This window comes from Bacteroides intestinalis (genome assembly GCF_003464595.1).
GTDB lineage: Bacteria > Bacteroidota > Bacteroidia > Bacteroidales > Bacteroidaceae > Bacteroides > Bacteroides intestinalis_A.
Window position 1 is genome coordinate 203,482 of the sequence record NZ_QRZF01000005.1, and the last position, 18,232, is coordinate 221,713.

The 18,232-nt window shown below is 43.8% G+C and carries 14 protein-coding genes; 11 read left to right on the forward strand and 3 right to left on the reverse strand.

Annotated features, from left to right (window positions below; translation table 11 throughout):
* Positions 1 to 223: 223 nt before the first annotated feature.
* Positions 224 to 1,507, forward strand: coding sequence for a WD40-like domain containing protein (locus DWW10_RS09240; RefSeq protein WP_022393044.1), 1,284 nt, complete (start codon positions 224 to 226; stop codon positions 1,505 to 1,507).
* A gap of 295 nt (positions 1,508 to 1,802) precedes the next feature.
* Here DWW10_RS09240 and DWW10_RS09245 read toward each other — a convergent pair whose 3' ends face one another.
* On the reverse strand, positions 1,803 to 3,608 hold the full coding sequence (locus DWW10_RS09245) for a mechanosensitive ion channel family protein (RefSeq protein WP_022393045.1): 1,806 nt from the start codon (positions 3,606 to 3,608) through the stop codon (positions 1,803 to 1,805).
* 120 nt (positions 3,609 to 3,728) lie between these two features.
* Here DWW10_RS09245 and DWW10_RS09250 point away from each other — a divergent pair, with 120 nt between their 5' ends.
* From DWW10_RS09250 to DWW10_RS09270, 5 genes are all read left to right on the forward strand, one after another.
* Positions 3,729 to 4,691 carry a calcium/sodium antiporter gene (locus DWW10_RS09250; RefSeq protein WP_022393046.1) on the forward strand — a complete coding sequence of 321 codons (963 nt, stop codon included), beginning with the start codon at positions 3,729 to 3,731 and terminating at the stop codon, positions 4,689 to 4,691.
* Positions 4,692 to 4,745: 54 nt separating this feature from the next.
* Complete coding sequence (locus tag DWW10_RS09255; RefSeq protein ID WP_118420785.1) at positions 4,746 to 5,882, forward strand: N-acetyltransferase; 1,137 nt, start codon at positions 4,746 to 4,748, stop codon at positions 5,880 to 5,882.
* Between the two features lie 124 nt (positions 5,883 to 6,006).
* Entirely contained in the window at positions 6,007 to 7,878 is a 1,872-nt protein-coding gene (locus tag DWW10_RS09260; RefSeq protein ID WP_022393048.1) for a DNA topoisomerase IV subunit B, read from the forward strand.
* Positions 7,875 to 8,327 carry a pantetheine-phosphate adenylyltransferase gene (coaD, locus tag DWW10_RS09265; RefSeq protein ID WP_022393049.1) on the forward strand — a complete coding sequence of 151 codons (453 nt, stop codon included), beginning with the start codon at positions 7,875 to 7,877 and terminating at the stop codon, positions 8,325 to 8,327. Before DWW10_RS09260 ends, coaD begins: the two co-directional genes overlap by 4 nt.
* A 41-nt stretch (positions 8,328 to 8,368) precedes the next feature.
* Positions 8,369 to 9,997 (forward strand): S41 family peptidase, encoded by a 1,629-nt coding sequence (locus DWW10_RS09270; RefSeq protein WP_022393050.1) that lies wholly within the window; start codon positions 8,369 to 8,371, stop codon positions 9,995 to 9,997.
* Here DWW10_RS09270 and DWW10_RS09275 read toward each other — a convergent pair.
* Positions 9,994 to 10,596 carry a phosphatase PAP2 family protein gene (locus DWW10_RS09275; RefSeq protein ID WP_118216316.1) on the reverse strand — a complete coding sequence of 201 codons (603 nt, stop codon included), beginning with the start codon at positions 10,594 to 10,596 and terminating at the stop codon, positions 9,994 to 9,996. The genes DWW10_RS09270 and DWW10_RS09275 overlap by 4 nt on opposite strands.
* Before the next feature lie 105 nt (positions 10,597 to 10,701).
* On the opposite strand from DWW10_RS09275, the gene DWW10_RS09280 reads away from it, so the two are divergent.
* The 5 genes from DWW10_RS09280 to DWW10_RS09300 all read left to right on the forward strand — a co-directional run bounded on the left by DWW10_RS09280 (position 10,702) and on the right by DWW10_RS09300 (position 15,719).
* Entirely contained in the window at positions 10,702 to 11,619 is a 918-nt protein-coding gene (locus tag DWW10_RS09280; RefSeq protein WP_022393052.1) for a helix-turn-helix domain-containing protein, read from the forward strand.
* A 185-nt stretch (positions 11,620 to 11,804) separates the two neighbouring features.
* Positions 11,805 to 12,506 carry a succinate dehydrogenase/fumarate reductase cytochrome b subunit gene (locus tag DWW10_RS09285; protein ID WP_007660895.1) on the forward strand — a complete coding sequence of 234 codons (702 nt, stop codon included), beginning with the start codon at positions 11,805 to 11,807 and terminating at the stop codon, positions 12,504 to 12,506.
* Positions 12,507 to 12,542: 36 nt separating this feature from the next.
* Complete coding sequence (locus tag DWW10_RS09290; RefSeq protein ID WP_022393053.1) at positions 12,543 to 14,522, forward strand: fumarate reductase/succinate dehydrogenase flavoprotein subunit; 1,980 nt, start codon at positions 12,543 to 12,545, stop codon at positions 14,520 to 14,522.
* Between the two features lie 38 nt (positions 14,523 to 14,560).
* Positions 14,561 to 14,923 carry a four helix bundle protein gene (locus tag DWW10_RS09295; RefSeq protein WP_022208624.1) on the forward strand — a complete coding sequence of 121 codons (363 nt, stop codon included), beginning with the start codon at positions 14,561 to 14,563 and terminating at the stop codon, positions 14,921 to 14,923.
* 40 nt (positions 14,924 to 14,963) lie between these two features.
* Entirely contained in the window at positions 14,964 to 15,719 is a 756-nt protein-coding gene (locus tag DWW10_RS09300) for a succinate dehydrogenase/fumarate reductase iron-sulfur subunit (RefSeq protein ID WP_007660901.1), read from the forward strand.
* Positions 15,720 to 15,819: 100 nt separating this feature from the next.
* Here the strand turns inward: DWW10_RS09300 and DWW10_RS09305 are convergent, their stop codons facing one another.
* Positions 15,820 to 18,171 carry a sensor histidine kinase gene (locus tag DWW10_RS09305; RefSeq protein ID WP_118420784.1) on the reverse strand — a complete coding sequence of 784 codons (2,352 nt, stop codon included), beginning with the start codon at positions 18,169 to 18,171 and terminating at the stop codon, positions 15,820 to 15,822.
* Positions 18,172 to 18,232 lie beyond the last annotated feature (61 nt).

An 18,232-nucleotide genomic window follows, 5' to 3' on the forward strand; every position in this document is an offset into this window, starting at 1 on the left:
GTCTCACAAAGATATAAAATACAATAAATGTATCCAAATAATCAAGGACAAAGTTGCATTTATTATTCATAATATTTATTTTTAGGAAAAGAAACAGTGGAAAGGAGTCAATTTCGAGAGCTATTTTCTTTCTATAGATTTGAGTGGAAGTATAATATCAGACAAAAGAAGGAAGAATATCAGTAGAAAGCACTACATTTGTCGCATCAAAAATACAAACGCTATGAAGAACTTATCTCTCTTTCTGCTACTTTGCCTATTGTTTGCCGCATGCGCCAAAGATGAAGACAAAGAACCGATTCTGGTTACCGACATCGTAATGCCCACACAAGCCAGCTTCAAGCCCGGTGATCCGGTCACAATCAAAGCACAAGGTTTCCAACCCGATGATGACATTATGTTCGAAATCTATTGGCCACTCCCCGATGAACCTGCCTTGAAATATCAGGGATCTGCCCTTGGAGTAGCACCTGTTATGGTAGAGCAGACCGCTACAAGCATCACTTTCCTGGCGCCCGGCCACTATCCTGCTTCAACCACCAAGGTACGCCTGCGCCGTTCCGATGGCATCATGACGCTTGGTGAGATTGCTGTTACCAGCGGTGAAGCGCCCAAAGAATTCCAACTCTACGGCATTGTCAACTCTCATTCCAGCACGAGTTATGATAACTGTATCGAGCATGTAAACTTCACAGATACTCCCACAAACATCGTGAAACTGACAGAAGACCAGAAAGATTTCTCCTGCGTAGCAAATGTTCCTGAGAGTCAGAACCTCTGCGGAATACAGACTAAAGACGGAGTACGCCGCGTATTCAGCTACGATCTCTCCATGCGTTTCTGGCAAGATATGGGACTCGAGAATATATTGACTCTCTGCAACGGTCAAAGCTCCATAATAGCCGTAAGACAAATATCTGCCAATGAAATGATGCTGGCATCCATCGGATCATGGCCCTATACCCGCGACATAGACCAAACTCTGAATTACCGCTACGAACTACCTGCAGAGATAAAACCCGAAGCTCTGACACGCTATCCTGGCGTACAGGGTGGCAGTTATATACTGCTCTCGGCTGATAACGGCAACAACAGTTTCACACCCGTCGTACTGAACTTGAACCAGAGCAGTAGAAAAGTATATACCGGCGAACCGATAGAGGCTACCGCACTCATTCCCTTCTGGACAATAATCTCAGGAAAAGATACCGGAACTACCAAATACGTACGAACCGGTGGATATGCCGTAGTAAGAGCCGATGATGGCCAGACAGATCTGTGTCTTTGGAACCAGGCAACGATGAGCTTGGAAGAGCCTTTCGCCACATTCCCCAATTCGGCACGTTCAGTAACCATGCTTGCCCAAGATACAGAGACGATGAAAATCTATGTATTGTTTGACACTAACCGAGGCGGCAGACTGATTTACGCTTACGACTTAGTAAAGAAGGACTGGCAACGGGTTCCTGACAACTATCCTTATTCAGAAATAGTAATGGCACGGTAAAAGTTGATCTGATGGGGTTACTCATAAATGCCCCTATTATAGATAGTAAATATTTACAAAATAAAATATTGGTGAATTCTGTCGCATATTTAGGGTATATCAGTCGTATACTTAACGTATTTCAGTCGTATACTTAAATAGGTTAAGTATACGACTGAAATACCATCATTAAAACATGCCTTATAATCAGCCGTTTACAAAAACCGCTTTCGATATCAATAAATTAGAACAAATAGACTACTGAAAATGATAAATTAATTCATTTTCATACTGATTATTAAAGTACTAATATAAATTATTTCTTCCCCCGAAGATCATCCTTAGGTATTGTCGTCTCACTACCATCTCGCGTAGCAATGTAGTGGGGCGACATGATTTCTATACCTTCTTCATTAAACCGATCCTGAATATTCTGATGCAAATCAGAATAAACCTGTGCCAACTGATTGGCATCTTTAATGTATGCATTCACCTGATAGACCGGATAATAATCCTGAAGTGATGTTTCCAACACAAACGGACGCGGATCATCCACTACTCCGGGAGTATTCAGTGCCGCTTCAACCAAAAGTTGATGCGTCTTCCGCCAGGGAATATCATATCCGACACTTACTTCCGAATGAATAATCAACCCATAATCGCGTGCCGACTGACTGAAATTCACCGTATGCGAAGACATAATAAAGGCATTAGGAATCGTAACTACCTCATTCTTCGGCGTACGGATACGCGTCACCAACGGTGTCTTCTCAATCACATTTCCCGTCGTATCATTCAGCTTAATACGGTCACCCAACTTAAACGGACGCATATACGTGATAACCAGTCCTGCAATGATATTCCCGATTACCGTACTCGATCCCAACGAAACAATCAATCCGACAAAGACTGATATTCCCTGGAAGACACCCGATTTGGAGCCCGGCAGGTAGGGATAAATCATAGCAATCATAAATGCATAAAGCAGGAAACGCACTATGTGGAACGTTGGCATAGCCCAGTCGGCATAAAAGCCGCCTATCTTCAACCGCTCCGACTGTATTTCACTGGCAAGATAACGAACCAACCGCACCAGATATTTCACGGCAAGCCATATCACAAAGATGGTAAACAAGTTGGGAATATATTCCACTATACCCAGGAAGATACTTTTTATCGGATCCCAGATATACGAGAACAACTTATAAGCGAGATCTTTGGTTTGAGGGAATATAGCAAAAAGTAATGGCACCGTCAGAATCAACTGAAGCAGCATGACGGCATAGCGCAGCAGACTTGCCAGGAAGACAAGCAGGTTTACCTGCTTCTGCGTGTCCAGTAACTCATAATCCTGAATAGAAATAGGTTTTAGTTTAGTATCTTTCAGACGCTGAATACGTGCTTTCAGCTTATTGAACAGCCAGATAGTGAGCTTAAACAACAGGAATTGGCCTACAATTACAAGAATAAAATAAAGAATACGCTTACCAAGCTGCCACAAACTATGCTCATCCTTCATGACCTTCAGCTTGTCCACTATCACTTTCCGCTTGGCAGCCGCCAACTGGTCGCGTGAACAGCCTTCCCACAGACCATCCTGATCAATAAATGAAGCAAGGACTTTATTCCCGTACATCAGGTCGGTAACAATATCACTACTTTCCGTATAAACCGAGTCCGGCTGCAAATTAAATTGCTTACCCAGTTCCGTAATTGCCGCCGCATTCATTTCGGCACGCTGCTGGGGAGTGTGACCGCCACGCTTGGCAAACAGGTAATATAAGGTGTCACCTTCCACAACCACAGGAACACCCGGAGTCATTCTTCTGAGCGAATCAATACGTAACCGCTGTTTGGCCAGCTTCAAAGAGTCTGCTGCATCATATTTCAGCTTCATCTGCTCTATCTCCATCCTGAGATTGGCTTCATTCAGTCTCGCCACCTCCAAGTCCTGCCGCGCCTTCAACAGATATATCGAGTCGCTATCCGCCTTCAACGAGGTAGTAGTTACTGCTGAACTATCTTCACCCAGAATATCCCGAACTTTTTCCACCAACTGGGCAGATGCTCCGCCCACAGGCAGCAACAACAGCCAAAGACACAACGCACGAATTCCCTTCATATTAAAAGTCCTTAATCAGGTTACTTAAAATTATAAATTGTTTAACGCATCAAACATACGGAATGTTTTTCACTTATCATAAAAGGAATTAATTATATTTGCACAAAAACCAGCATTCTCATGGATATTCTTTTTCTGATTGGGGGACTTCTCCTCATTCTTTTAGGCGCTAATGGACTCACGGACGGAGCTGCATCCATAGCCAAACGTTTCCATATACCGTCCATCGTTATCGGACTTACTATTGTGGCTTTCGGAACATCCGCTCCGGAACTGACGGTCAGCATATCTTCCGCCCTGAAAGGCAGTGCAGACATTGCCATCGGTAATGTGGTAGGTAGCAACATCTTTAATACCTTGATGATTGTGGGCTGTACAGCACTCTTCGCCCCCATTGTCATCTCCCAAAATACATTACGCAAAGAAATACCTCTCTGCATCCTGTCTTCCATCGTGCTGTTGATTTGTGCCAATGATGTATTGCTGGACCATAATGCAGAAAACATTCTCAGCACTACAGATGGCTTGCTATTGCTCTGTTTCTTTATCATCTTTTTGGGATATACTTTTGCAATCGCCTTTCAGGGAAAGAAAGAAGGGGAAGCACCCGACGAAGAAATCAAGCAACTTCCCATGTGGCGGTCTGCCCTATATATAATAGGTGGACTGGCAGGGCTTATCATCGGCGGTAACTTCTTTGTGGACGGTGCCACAGGTATTGCCCGCAGCCTGGGAGTCAGCGAGTCCGTCATCGGACTGACGCTTGTGGCAGGTGGTACATCCCTACCCGAACTGGCTACCTCCATCGTAGCTGCTCTCAAAAAGAATCCTGAAATTGCTATCGGTAATGTAATCGGAAGCAATCTTTTCAACATTTTCTTTGTACTGGGATGTAGTGCTTCCATTACACCCCTACATCTGGCAGGCATCACTAATCTGGACCTGCTGGTACTGGTAGGTTCAAGTATTCTGCTTTGGATTTTCGGGCTTTTCTTTGCCAAACGGACCATTACCCGCATTGAGGGCAGCATACTGATACTTTGTTATATAGCTTATACTGTTGTACTTATTTATAATGTTTAAAGTGGTATTTTAAAGATTATCATGTATCTTTGTCCCCTCATTAGACATAAAATTATGGCAATAACAATCAAAAAAGCTTCCACAATGAAAGAATTGAAACGGTTCATCCGCTTCAATTACCGGCTATACAAAGGCAATCCTTACTCCGTCCCTGATCTTTACGACGACATGCTCAACACCTTCAACAAAAAGAAGAATGCGGCGTTTGAATTCTGCGAAGCAGAGTATTTTTTAGCTTACAAAGACAATCAGATCGTAGGACGTGTAGCTGCCATTATCAATCATAAAGCCAACCAGACCTGGGATAAAAAGAATGTCCGCTTCGGCTGGATCGATTTCATCGATGACCCCGAAGTTTCCGACGCATTGATCCGCACGGTCGAAGAATGGGGTAAAGAGCGAGGAATGACTCATATACAAGGCCCCTTGGGTTTCACAGACTTCGATGCGGAAGGCATGCTTGTCGAAGGTTTCGATCAACTCAGCACAATGGCTACCATCTATAACTACCCTTACTACCCGCAACACATGGAGCGCATGGGCTTTGAAAAAGATGCCGACTGGGTAGAATTTAAAATTTATATTCCGGATGCCATACCGGACAAACACAAACGTATCTCCGACCTCATTCAACGTAAGTATAATCTCAAAATCAAAAAATATACATCTGCGAAAAAGATTGCCCAAGATTACGGTCAGGCCATCTTTGAACTGATGAACGAAGCTTATAAACCCCTGTTCGGATATTCCGCCTTGTCACAACGACAGATCGACCAATACGTGAAGATGTACCTTCCTATTGTAGACCTGCGTATGGTGACACTTATCACGGATGCCGACGACCAACTGATTTGCGTAGGTATTTCCATGCCATCCTTGTCCGAAGCTTTGCAAAAAGCACACGGACGGTTATTGCCCTTCGGATGGTATTATCTGCTGAAGGCTCTCTTCATGAAACGCCGTGCCAAAATGTTGGATTTATTGCTCGTTGCAGTGAAGCCGGAGTACCAGAACAAGGGTGTTAACGCATTGTTATTTTCCGATTTAATTCCGGTTTATCAAAAATTAGGTTTTATATTTGCAGAGAGCAACCCTGAGCTGGAGATGAACGGCAAGGTACAAGCCCAATGGGAGTACTTTAAAACAGAGCAGCATAAACGGCGCAGGGCGTATATTAAGGAAATTAAATAAAAAGGGGACAAGGAGACAAGTTAACAAGGAAACAAGGGGTTGCACTATATTTGCACCATTATAAAGCAGACTCTTTCCCTCGTCAACTTGTCAACTGCAGACCTCGTCAACTAAATAAGAGTTTATGGAAGAAATCAACGGACTGATGCCCGAAGGCAATGTAGAATATACGGAAGACAACATTCGTCATCTTGACGATATGGAGCACATCCGTGTCCGTTCGGGTATGTATATCGGTCGTTTGGGCGACGGTACGCAAAACGACGACGGTATTTATGTATTGCTAAAAGAGGTAATGGACAACAGCATCGATGAATTCAAAATGGGTGCGGGTAAACGGATCGAGATAAACATTGAGGAGAATCTGCGTGTCAGCGTACGCGACTACGGTCGGGGGATTCCGCAAGGAAAGCTGATTGAGGCAGTAAGCAAACTCAATACCGGTGGTAAGTACGACAGCAAGGCTTTTAAAAAGAGCGTCGGACTGAACGGTGTAGGTATCAAGGCCGTAAATGCACTTAGCAACCGTTTCGAGGTACGCAGTTATCGTGAAGGCAAAGTCCGCATCGCCATTTTCGAAAAAGGTATTCTTCAGAGCGATGTCACAGAAGCCTGCAACGAAGAAAGCGGAACTTATATCTTCTTCGAACCGGATAGTACATTATTCCTGAACTATTCCTTCCAGGCTAATTTTGTGGAAATGCTATTGCGTAATTATACGTATCTGAATACAGGACTTTCAATTATTTACAATGGCCAGCGCATCATTTCACGCCACGGTCTGGAAGATTTGCTGAACGACAACATGACCGCACAGGGGTTATACAACATCATCCACCTGAAAGGGGAAGATATTGAAATAGCCTTCACACATACCAACCAATACGGCGAAGAATATTACTCTTTCGTCAATGGACAGCATACAACGCAAGGTGGTACACACCAAAGTGCGCTCAAAGAACATATTGCCCGCACCATCAAGGAATTTTATAACAAAAACCAGGAGTACGCCGATATCCGTAACGGTATCGTTGCCGCCATTGCCATTAACGTGGAAGAACCTCAATTCGAGGGACAGACAAAAACCAAACTCGGTTCGCCTTCCATGTCTCCGGGTGGTGTGAGCGTAAATAAATATGTAGGAGACTTCATCAAGACGGAAGTGGATAATTATCTCCACAAAAACCCGTTGGTTGCAGAAGTCATGCTGCAAAAGATACAGGACTCTGAAAAGGAACGCAAAGCGATTGCCGGTGTTACCAAGCTGGCTCGTGAACGTGCCAAGAAGGCCAACCTGCACAACCGTAAGTTGCGCGACTGCCGCTATCACCTCAACGACGGCAAGGGAAAAGACCAGGAGACCGAATCATGCATTTTCATTACCGAGGGTGACTCAGCAAGTGGTTCTATCACGAAAAGCCGTGACGTAAACACACAAGCAGTATTTAGCTTGCGTGGTAAGCCGTTGAACTCTTACGGGTTGACTAAAAAGGTGGTATATGAAAACGAAGAGTTCAACCTGCTACAGGCTGCCTTGAATATAGAAGATGGCATCGAGGGATTACGCTACAACAAGGTGATTGCTGCTACCGATGCCGATGTGGATGGCATGCACATCCGTCTGCTACTTATAACCTTCTTCCTGCAATTCTTCCCTGATCTGATAAAGAAGGGCCATGTATATATCTTGCAGACTCCGCTGTTCCGTGTACGTAATAAGAAGAAAACCCTTTACTGTTATACGGAAGAAGAACGTCAGAAAGCAGTTGCAGAGCTGGGACCGAATCCTGAAATCACCCGGTTTAAAGGTTTAGGAGAAATCTCACCCGATGAATTCCAGCACTTCATTGGCAAAGATATGCGTTTGGAGCAGGTAAGCCTGCGTAAGACGGACCTGGTAAAGGAACTGTTGGAGTTCTATATGGGTAAAAATACCATGGAACGACAAAACTTTATTATTAATAATCTGGTTATAGAAGAAGATTTGGCATCATGAGAAGAGCAATCTTTCCGGGAACATTCGACCCTTTCACTATCGGGCATTCCTCGATAGTGACCCGCGCACTGACTTTTATGGATGAAGTCATCATTGGAATTGGTATTAATGAAAATAAGAATACCTATTTCCCTATCGAGAAACGCGTGGCAATGATACAGAACTTCTACCGGAACGAACCCCGCATCAAAGTATACTCTTATGATTGCCTGACGATTGATTTTGCACAACAGGTAGATGCACAGTTTATCATCCGCGGCATCCGCACCGTGAAAGACTTTGAATACGAAGAAACCATTGCAGATATCAACCGCAAACTGGCAGGTATTGAAACGATCCTGCTCTTTACCGAGCCCGAGCTGACGTGTATCAGTTCGACCACTGTCCGTGAGTTGTTACAATTCGGCAAGGACATCAGCCAGTTCATTCCCGAAGGAATGGAGATTTAGTGATTAGTGAATTTAATGATTAGTGATTAGTAAAAAGAATAATGAAGAAACTCCTTATCTTTATAATATGTATATGTGGTAGCATGGCTTCCATGCAGGCACAAAATACGGGTAATGCGGCAACAATCCGCAAGTTACAAATGGCAGAATTTGCTATAGCCAACCTGTATGTAGACTCGGTAGACGAAAACAAACTGGTGGAAGAAGCCATTATCCGTATGTTGGCACAGCTCGATCCGCACTCCACATACAACAATGCCGAGGAAGTGAAGAAAATGAACGAGCCTCTGCAAGGTAATTTCGAAGGTATTGGTGTTCAATTTCAGATGATAGAAGATACTTTGCTGATTATACAGCCCGTGAGCAACGGACCGTCTGAAAAAGTAGGCATACTGGCAGGAGACCGTATTGTAGCTGTAAACGACAGTGCCATTGCAGGTGTTAAGATGTCCACAGAAGATATCATGACGCGCTTACGCGGTCCCAAAGACTCGGAAGTTAAACTCACCATCGTCCGCCGCGGAGTAGATGATCCTTTATATTTCACCGTAAAACGGGATAAAATTCCTATTCTCAGCCTGGATGCATCTTACATGATACAACCCAAGACAGGCTATATACGCATCAACCGCTTCGGAGCCACTACCGCCGAAGAGTTTACGGCAGCTCTTAAAGAGTTACAGAAACAGGGAATGAAGGACTTGATACTCGACCTGCAAGGTAATGGAGGCGGATACTTGAACGCTGCCATCGATCTTGCCAATGAGTTCTTGCAACAGAAAGAATTGATTGTATATACCGAAGGAAGAGCCGCCCAGCGCAGTAACTTCTATGCCAAAGGTACAGGTAACTTCAAAAACGGTCGCCTCGTTGTATTGGTAGATGAATACTCTGCTTCTGCCAGTGAAATCGTTACCGGTGCCATACAGGACTGGGACAGAGGAGTTGTTGTGGGCCGCCGTACTTTCGGTAAAGGCTTGGTACAGCGCCCCATCGACCTGCCCGACGGTTCCATGATACGCCTGACTATCGCCCGTTACTATACCCCTTCCGGACGTTGCATTCAAAAACCGTATGACCATACAGCTAATCTGGACAATCCCAGACTTCAAGGCGAGGATACCCAGGAGAAATACAATATGGATCTGATAGAGCGCTTCAACCGTGGAGAGATGATGCATGCTGACAGCATCCATTTCCCCGATTCACTGAAGAATTCTACAAAGAAACTGAAACGTACCGTTTATGGTGGCGGTGGTATCATGCCCGACTATTTCGTACCCATTGATACCACTCAATACACCGATTATCACCGGAATTTGGTTGCCAAAGGCGTTGTTATCAAAGCAACCACGAAATACATCGAAAGCCACCGGAAAGAATTACAGGAACAGTACAAGAAGTTCGATACTTTCAACAATAAGTTTGAGATAGACGAGCAGATGCTTGCAGACATACGCGCTGCTGCCGATAAAGAGAAGATCGAGTTCAATGAAGAACAATACAATAAATCGCTTCCGCTGATAAAAACACAGTTGAAGGCTCTGATTGCCCGTGACCTCTGGGATATGAACGAATACTTCCAGGTGATAAACACCACGAACAACAGTGTTCAACAGGCACTAAAAGTACTGAACGAAAAGATTTACGAGAAGAAACTACCGCTTTAATTACCGAATAACCACTTATTCAACCAGCGGTTCACATAGATATTTACTACCGCACATCCCGCTCCGATGACTGCACCTGCCAGTACATCGGACGGATAGTGCACGCCCTCATTCATACGGGACATCCCGACAGAACAAGCCCATAAAGCCGAAGGACCTATCACATACCATTTCGGATACTTCACGCAAAGCGAAGTTGCCAATGCAAAGGCTGTTGCCGTATGTCCGGATGGGAAAGAAGGACTGGTCTCATGACTATAAGCATGAACCCGGTCGGGATAACGATCGAACGGACGTTCACGGTCTATAAGATATTTCAAGCCGTAGGTCACCACAAAAGCACCGGCAACACTGGTACCTACATACACAGCATCCTTTAATAATTCACGGTCTTTTTTCACCCATGCAGCCAGTGCCATCGCCACAGGAACTCCAACGGCAATATAAGGTTCAGTACGAGAAATTATTTTATTATAATTGCGAATAAACTTACCATCCCAACTGTTTATTTTATGCAAGGTATTGATGTCCCAATTTTGTGCAGAAATACTGAGTACAACTAATGATGCAAAAAATACAAAAAAAATAGTTCTCTTCATGCAGTCTTTCTTATAGTTTGCAGCAAAGATAGGTGATTTTGTTAGAGTATTCACAAAAAAATTCTATCTTTGTTGCCATAATTTTAGTAATTCGTCCTATATTTCATGACAAAAGACACTCTTTGCACACGGCAGGTAGATTGCACTCTATGCCCGAAAATTTCTGATGGGACATTGGTACTTCGCCAACATCCCCAGGGGCAGCATTTCTCAGCGGAGAAGTGCACCCAGAACTGCATGATCTTTATGTTAAAGGGTGAATTGCTGATTAATAGTAACGAATATCCGGGCACTACGCTCCTAAGCAGACAGTGTGTATTACAAGCCATCGGCTCAAAAATGGAGTTATTGGCACTGACTGAAGTGGAATACATCGCCTATTGGTTCACGGAACTTCCACTTTTATGCGAAGACCGCTATAAAGAGATCCTGGAACGTTCCGAAGCTCCACTGATTTACACGCCGTTGCTGGCTAACGCAAAACTGGAACGACTGCTACATGATATCGCCGACTATTTTAAAGAACAACCTTCCGCTTGTGGGAAATATCTCGATATCAAGCGCCAGGAACTGGTTTACATTCTAACCTGTTATTATCCACTACGCCAGATAAGTACTTTTTTCTATCCTATCAGTACTTATACGGAAAGTTTCCATTATTTCATTATGCAAAACTACGACAAAGTGAAGAATGTGGAAGAATTTGCCCATTTAGGAGGATATACCACCACTACCTTTCGTCGTTTGTTTAAAAATATGTATAATGTTCCGGTGTACGAATGGATACTGGACAAGAAGCGTGAAGGTATTCTGAACGATCTGCAATTCACCAAGCAACGTATCTCTGTAATTAGCGCACGCTATGGTTTTGATTCCCTATCACACTTCGCTCATTTCTGTAAGGACTCCTTTGGGGATACCCCCCGTTCACTACGGAAACGCGCTGCCAGTGGAGAGAAAATCACTATTATAAAAGAAAAAAGTGACGACTCAGCAAGGGAACAAGGTGACGAGGAAGGGTAACCCTTTTCTCGTCACCTTGTTCCCTGACTGACTTGTCAACTTCTGTCTATTCTCCTAATTACGGAATTATTTCTTTAATTCCTTGTTTAATCAATGTTTTTCTTCTATTTTTGCGGGAAATTAGAGTAAGACCCTAAGTAAAAAGCAAATTTTCTAACTATTAAATAATTTAAATTCAATCATTTATGTGGTTAAGTAATTCATCTGTAGGAAGGAAAGTGGTGATGAGCGTTACCGGTATCGCCCTTGTCCTGTTTCTGACGTTTCACATGGCGATGAACCTGGTTGCATTAATCTCGGCAGAGGGATACAACATGGTTTGTGAGTTCCTGGGAGCAAACTGGTATGCCTTGGTGGCTACGGTAGGTCTGGCTGCCCTTTTCATCATTCACATCATCTACGCTTTCTGGCTGACAATGCAGAACCGCAAAGCGCGCGGTACAGAACGTTATGCCGTAGTTGATAAACCCAAAACAGTAGAATGGGCTTCTCAGAACATGCTCGTACTGGGTCTTATTGTAATCGTAGGTCTGGGCCTGCACCTGGTAAACTTCTGGGCAAAAATGCAACTTCCCGAGTTGATGCACAACATGGGTATGCAAACCGATGCTGCCACACTGGCATATGCAGCCAATGGTGTTCATCACATTGAAAACACATTTGGCAATCCGGTATACGTAGTGCTTTACCTCATTTGGCTGGGCGCACTGTGGTTCCACCTGACTCACGGTTTCTGGAGCTCTATGCAGTCTCTGGGCTGGAACAACAAGGTATGGATTAACCGTTGGAAATGTATCTCCAACATCTACTCTACTATCGTCGTTGTATGTTTCGCCTTGGTAGTTGTCGTATTCTTCGCAAAATCATTGTGCGGCGGTGCTTGCTAATTTGTAAATTGTAAACGATTAAAATGTAATAGCATTATGACTAAGATAGATTCAAAAATTCCGGAAGGACCAGTAGCAGAGAAATGGACCAACTATAAAGCTCACCAGAAATTAGTGAACCCAGCTAACAAGCGTCGCTTGGATATCATCGTAGTAGGTACAGGTTTAGCAGGTGCTTCTGCTGCCGCTTCACTCGGTGAAATGGGTTTCAGAGTATTCAACTTCTGTATTCAAGACTCTCCCCGACGTGCACACTCCATCGCTGCACAGGGTGGTATCAACGCTGCAAAGAATTACCAAAACGACGGTGACTCAGTTTACCGTTTGTTCTACGATACAGTAAAGGGCGGTGACTACCGTGCCCGCGAAGCTAACGTTTACCGTTTGGCTGAGGTTTCCAATAGCATTATCGACCAGTGTGTGGCACAAGGTGTTCCTTTCGCCCGCGAATACGGCGGTCTGCTGGATAACCGTTCTTTCGGTGGTGCTCAGGTATCACGTACGTTCTATGCCCGCGGTCAAACCGGACAGCAGTTATTGCTGGGTGCTTATTCAGCATTGAGCCGCCAGGTAAACGTAGGTACTGTAAAACTGTATACCCGCTATGAAATGCAGGACGTTGTTCTTATCGACGGACGTGCCCGCGGTATCATTGCTAAGAACCTCGTTACCGGTAAACTGGAACGTTTCGCTGCACACGCAGTAGTAATCGCTACCGGTGGTTACGGAAACGCATACTTCCTGTCTACCAATGCAATGACTTGTAACTGTACAGCTGCTGTTTCTTGCTACCGTAAGGGTGCTTGGATGGCTAATCCGGCTATGGTACAGATTCACCCCACTTGTATTCCTGTTCACGGCGACAAGCAGTCTAAGTTGACTTTGATGTCAGAGTCTCTGCGTAATGACGGCCGCATCTGGGTTCCGAAGAAGAAAGAAGATGCAGTGAAACTTCAGAAGGGTGAAATCAAGGGAAGCGATATCCCTGAAGAAGACCGTGACTATTACTTGGAACGCCGCTATCCGGCATTCGGAAACTTGGTTCCGCGTGACGTTGCCAGCCGTGCTGCAAAAGAGCGTTGCGATGCAGGTTTCGGTGTGAACAATACAGGCTTGGCAGTATTCCTCGACTTCTCTGAGGCTATCAGCCGTTTGGGTCTTGATATCGTTCTTCAACGTTATGGTAACCTCTTCGATATGTACGAAGAAATCACTGACGTGAATCCGGGCGAACTGGCAAAAGAAATTGCCGGTGTGAAATATTATAATCCGATGATGATTTATCCGGCTATCCACTATACAATGGGTGGTATCTGGGTTGACTACGAACTGATGACTTCTATCAAGGGTCTGTTCGCTATCGGCGAATGTAACTTCTCTGACCACGGTGCAAACCGCCTCGGTGCTTCCGCATTGATGCAGGGTCTGGCTGACGGTTACTATGTATTGCCTTACACTATTCAGAACTATCTGGCTGACCAGATCACAGTTCCCCGCTTCTCTACCGACCTGCCTGAATTTGCAGTAGCAGAGAAAGCAATCCAGGATAAAATCAACTGGATGATGAACATCAAGGGTAAGAAGTCTGTAGACTCTATCCACAAGGAACTGGGCCACGTAATGTGGGAATATGTAGGTATGGGCCGTACAGCAGAAGGTCTGAAGACCGGTATTGCCAAACTGAAAGAAATCCGCAAGGAATTCGAAAAAGACCTCTTCATTCCGGGAGATAAGGAAGGCATGAATGTAGAGTTGGATAAGGCTATCCGCTTGTACGACTTCATTATCATGGGTGAATTGGTTGCATACGATGCTCTAAACCGTAACGAAAGCTGCGGTGGTCACTTCCGTGAAGAATACCAGACTGAGGAAGGCGAAGCAAAACGTGATGATGAAAACTTCTTCTACGTTGCTTGCTGGGAATATCAAGGCTCCGACGAAAAAGCTCCTGAGTTGCTGAAAGAACCGTTGGTTTACGAAGCAATCAAGGTACAAACTCGTAACTATAAATCATAATTAGTTAACCAGGGGACGAGTTAACAAGGGAACAAGGCATGAGAAATCATAAAGATTTAATTGTTTGGCAAAAGAGTATGAAACTTGTAAAGGACTTATATCAAATAACTCAAGTATTTCCTAAAGAGGAAATCTACGGCATTACTTCGCAAATGCGCAGAGCTGCTGTTTCTATACCTTCAAATATAGCAGAAGGATATGGAAGAGGGCATGATAAAGAGCTTATTCAGTTTTTATATATATCTTTAGGTTCAGCTTCTGAGTTAGAGACCCAACTCATTATTTGTAATGACATACATTACTTATCTACTCAAAGCTTTGAAGAACTTAACAGCTTAAACAATGAAATCATACGTATGTTGTCATCACTTATTAATAAGCGGAACATTCTCCCTTGTTAACTGAAGCCTTGTCAACTCGTCAACTTAAAAATCAAAGAAAATGGATAAAAATATAAGTTTCACACTGAAAGTATGGCGTCAGAAAGGCCCAAAGGCAAAAGGCGCTTTTGAAACATACCAAATGAAAGATATCCCCGGTGACACTTCATTCCTTGAAATGCTGGATATCTTGAATGAGCAACTGATTTCTGAAGGTAATGAACCGGTTGTATTCGATCATGACTGCCGCGAAGGTATCTGCGGTATGTGTTCGCTCTACATCAACGGACATCCCCACGGTCCTGCAACGGGTGCTACTACCTGCCAGATTTACATGCGCCGTTTCAATGATGGCGACACTATCACTGTTGAACCTTGGCGTTCTGCCGGTTTCCCGGTTATCAAGGACTTGATGGTAGACCGCACAGCTTATGACAAGATCATGCAAGCAGGTGGTTATGTAAGTGTGCGTACAGGTTCTCCTCAGGATGCCAACGCTATCCTGATTCCGAAGCAGATTGCTGACGAAGCTATGGATGCTGCTGCTTGTATCGGTTGCGGTGCTTGTGTAGCTGCATGTAAGAATGGTTCTGCTATGTTGTTCGTTTCCGCAAAAGTTAGCCAGTTGAACTTGCTGCCGCAAGGTAAACCGGAGGCATTGCGCCGTGCAAAAGCTATGTTGAGCAAGATGGACGAACTCGGATTCGGTAACTGTACCAACACTCGCGCTTGCGAAGCTGAATGTCCGAAGAACATTTCTATCAGCAACATCGCTCGTTTGAACCGCGACTTTATCATCGCAAAACTGAAAGACTAATCAGCCCTTTCTACATTTGATTAATATCACCAGAACTCCTCTGCCGGGAAACCGACAGAGGAGTTTTTATATCATCTAACAATAAATACTTTCAGAGATTTCAAATGATATCCATTAACGATAGGATAACTGTAAAGCGGCTCCCCTTTCCTACTTCAGATTGCACCTCTATATGCCCGCACAGCCGTTCAATAATGACTTTACAAATAGAAAGTCCAAGTCCGCTTCCCTGTTCAAACTCATCGGTTTTATAAAAACGGTCAAAGATCATCATAAGTTCCTTCTCATCAATTCCTTTTCCCGTATCCTGCACATAGACACTAACTTTCCGATGCTCCTTATCCACACTACATCCCAATGTCACCGAACCACTACGGGTAAACTTATCCGCATTATTCAGGAAATTGGAAATAACCTGAATAAAACGCATACGATCTATCCTGACGGGCAAGGAAAGACTTTCATCCAGAACAAGATGAAACTGCAACGAGGGTTTGATTAGTGCCTGATAAGCCATATAAATCTCTTTCACAACCGTCGTCATATTCCATTCTTTTATTTCGAGATCCAGATTACCGGAATCCAGACGCGATATTTCCACTACGTCATTGACTAGTTTCAAAAGCAGTTCATTATTACGGTTGATAATCTCAAGCATAGCTTTCTTCTCTTCCGGTTCAATCTCATCGCCACCTTCGCCTACCAATAAATTAGTAAATCCGACAATAGCATTCAGCGGAGTACGGATTTCATGGCTCATATTATTCAGAAAAGATTGCTTCAATTCAGCATTTTCGGCCATCTGCTTAGCCTGAATGAGTTGTTCTTCACGCTCCACCTGTAGCTGAATATCCTGCATAACACCTGCCAGCATTATCCTCCCCTTGGCATCTTTCAGGCTGCGACACCGTAGTTCATACCAGCGATAATTTTCTTCACTGAAAGAGAAGCGTACACGCCGAACATGCATGTCCGTAGATTGATGCAATGTTTCGTACAATGAATTCAGTAGAGATACATCATCAGGATATGCATATTTCAAGAAATCGGTTCGCACAAACGTCCTCTGTTCCATTCCCACCAAACGAGTATAATTCTCATCAAATTCAATATTATCCCCCTGAATATCCCAAAGGGCAACTCGTCCTCCATCCATGGAAAGCGTCAACCGCTTATGAATTTCCTCAAGCATCTCCAGGTTCTTTCGTTCCTCACGCGAACGTCGACGGATGCGCAACCAACTGACCAATACCAGAATAAAAGCAAGGATAAACAATCCAGTCAGAAAATAAAGCTCATTCCGATACCGATCATAAAATGAGTAATTGATAATACGCACATCTTCAGGTACATTTTCCACATCAAAGTCTGCATAGGCTGAAAAGTAAGTCCAATCCAGTACATATTCCTTTTCCATATCCCTGATTTTCGGCATACCGATCTTCTCTTTATTCATCAGGCGAACAGAAAAATCGGCCGCAGTACGTGCAGAAATCTCATCAGTAGCCATATAACCACCCACAATTTTGGCATCCTCCCCAAATCCCTGACGGATACAACTGAAAGAGGGAATATTCAAAGCTTTAGTTATCGGGAGCGACATCTGATCAAATTTATCCAGCAGGAAAACCTCTTTCTCCTGCCCACTCTTTGATTTCTCCATGTCGACAAGCAAAGAGGTTCCTTTGGTATAACGGAAAGGACAAAGGCTTATGGTTATCTCATCTTTACCAACATGGCTACCCGCTCTTGCAGGCATCAAATTATAATGTTCAACCATTTCCTGTAATTCCTTATATTCAGGCTCTGCAGAGAAAGCAGACCCACAACCCAATAGCCGCATTTCCTTTCTATCGGCAAACCGGGTTAACAGATCAAACGATTTGCGCCCAAGAGGAGTCAGATCAATATTATAAATAACATCTATCCCGACCTGTGGCCGTAAAGATTTTATAAAATCGATATTACGTTGAAAGTCCGGTGCATCACGCAACACATAAACTTTCCTGCGCTCATATTCCTTTATAAGTTTTTCATCGGGAAAATGTACATTGCAAGCTACTACAGGGACAGAGGAAAGCAGGCGGTGACGGGTGGTAAATAAGGCAGATGCAGCCTGGTCGCCCACAGTAAGAATCAGTGCCACCGGCTTATCTTTAATAATCTCAAGATACGCCTCCATGTTTTTTATCCCTTCTTCCGGGGCTACTGTGTTGAAATCCAGATAAAATTTATCAAATATCGGCTCTATTCCCTGCTTTCTGAACTCCTGCCTCAGAAGCTCTTCAAAATTTCCATAGCAATCATAATAAGGAGAGGAAGAATACATAAGAGAAATTATTCTTTCTATCCGATGGTTGGCAGTATACCATCGTTTAAAATTGATCCCACATAAAAAAGCACATAGCAAGAGAATGAAGGCGAAAGCATATTTTAGTTTGTCGGTTTTCATTGCAAGACTAATATGCTAGCAAAAGTAATATAATCTATAAAAAAGGAGAGGTTTTATTCAA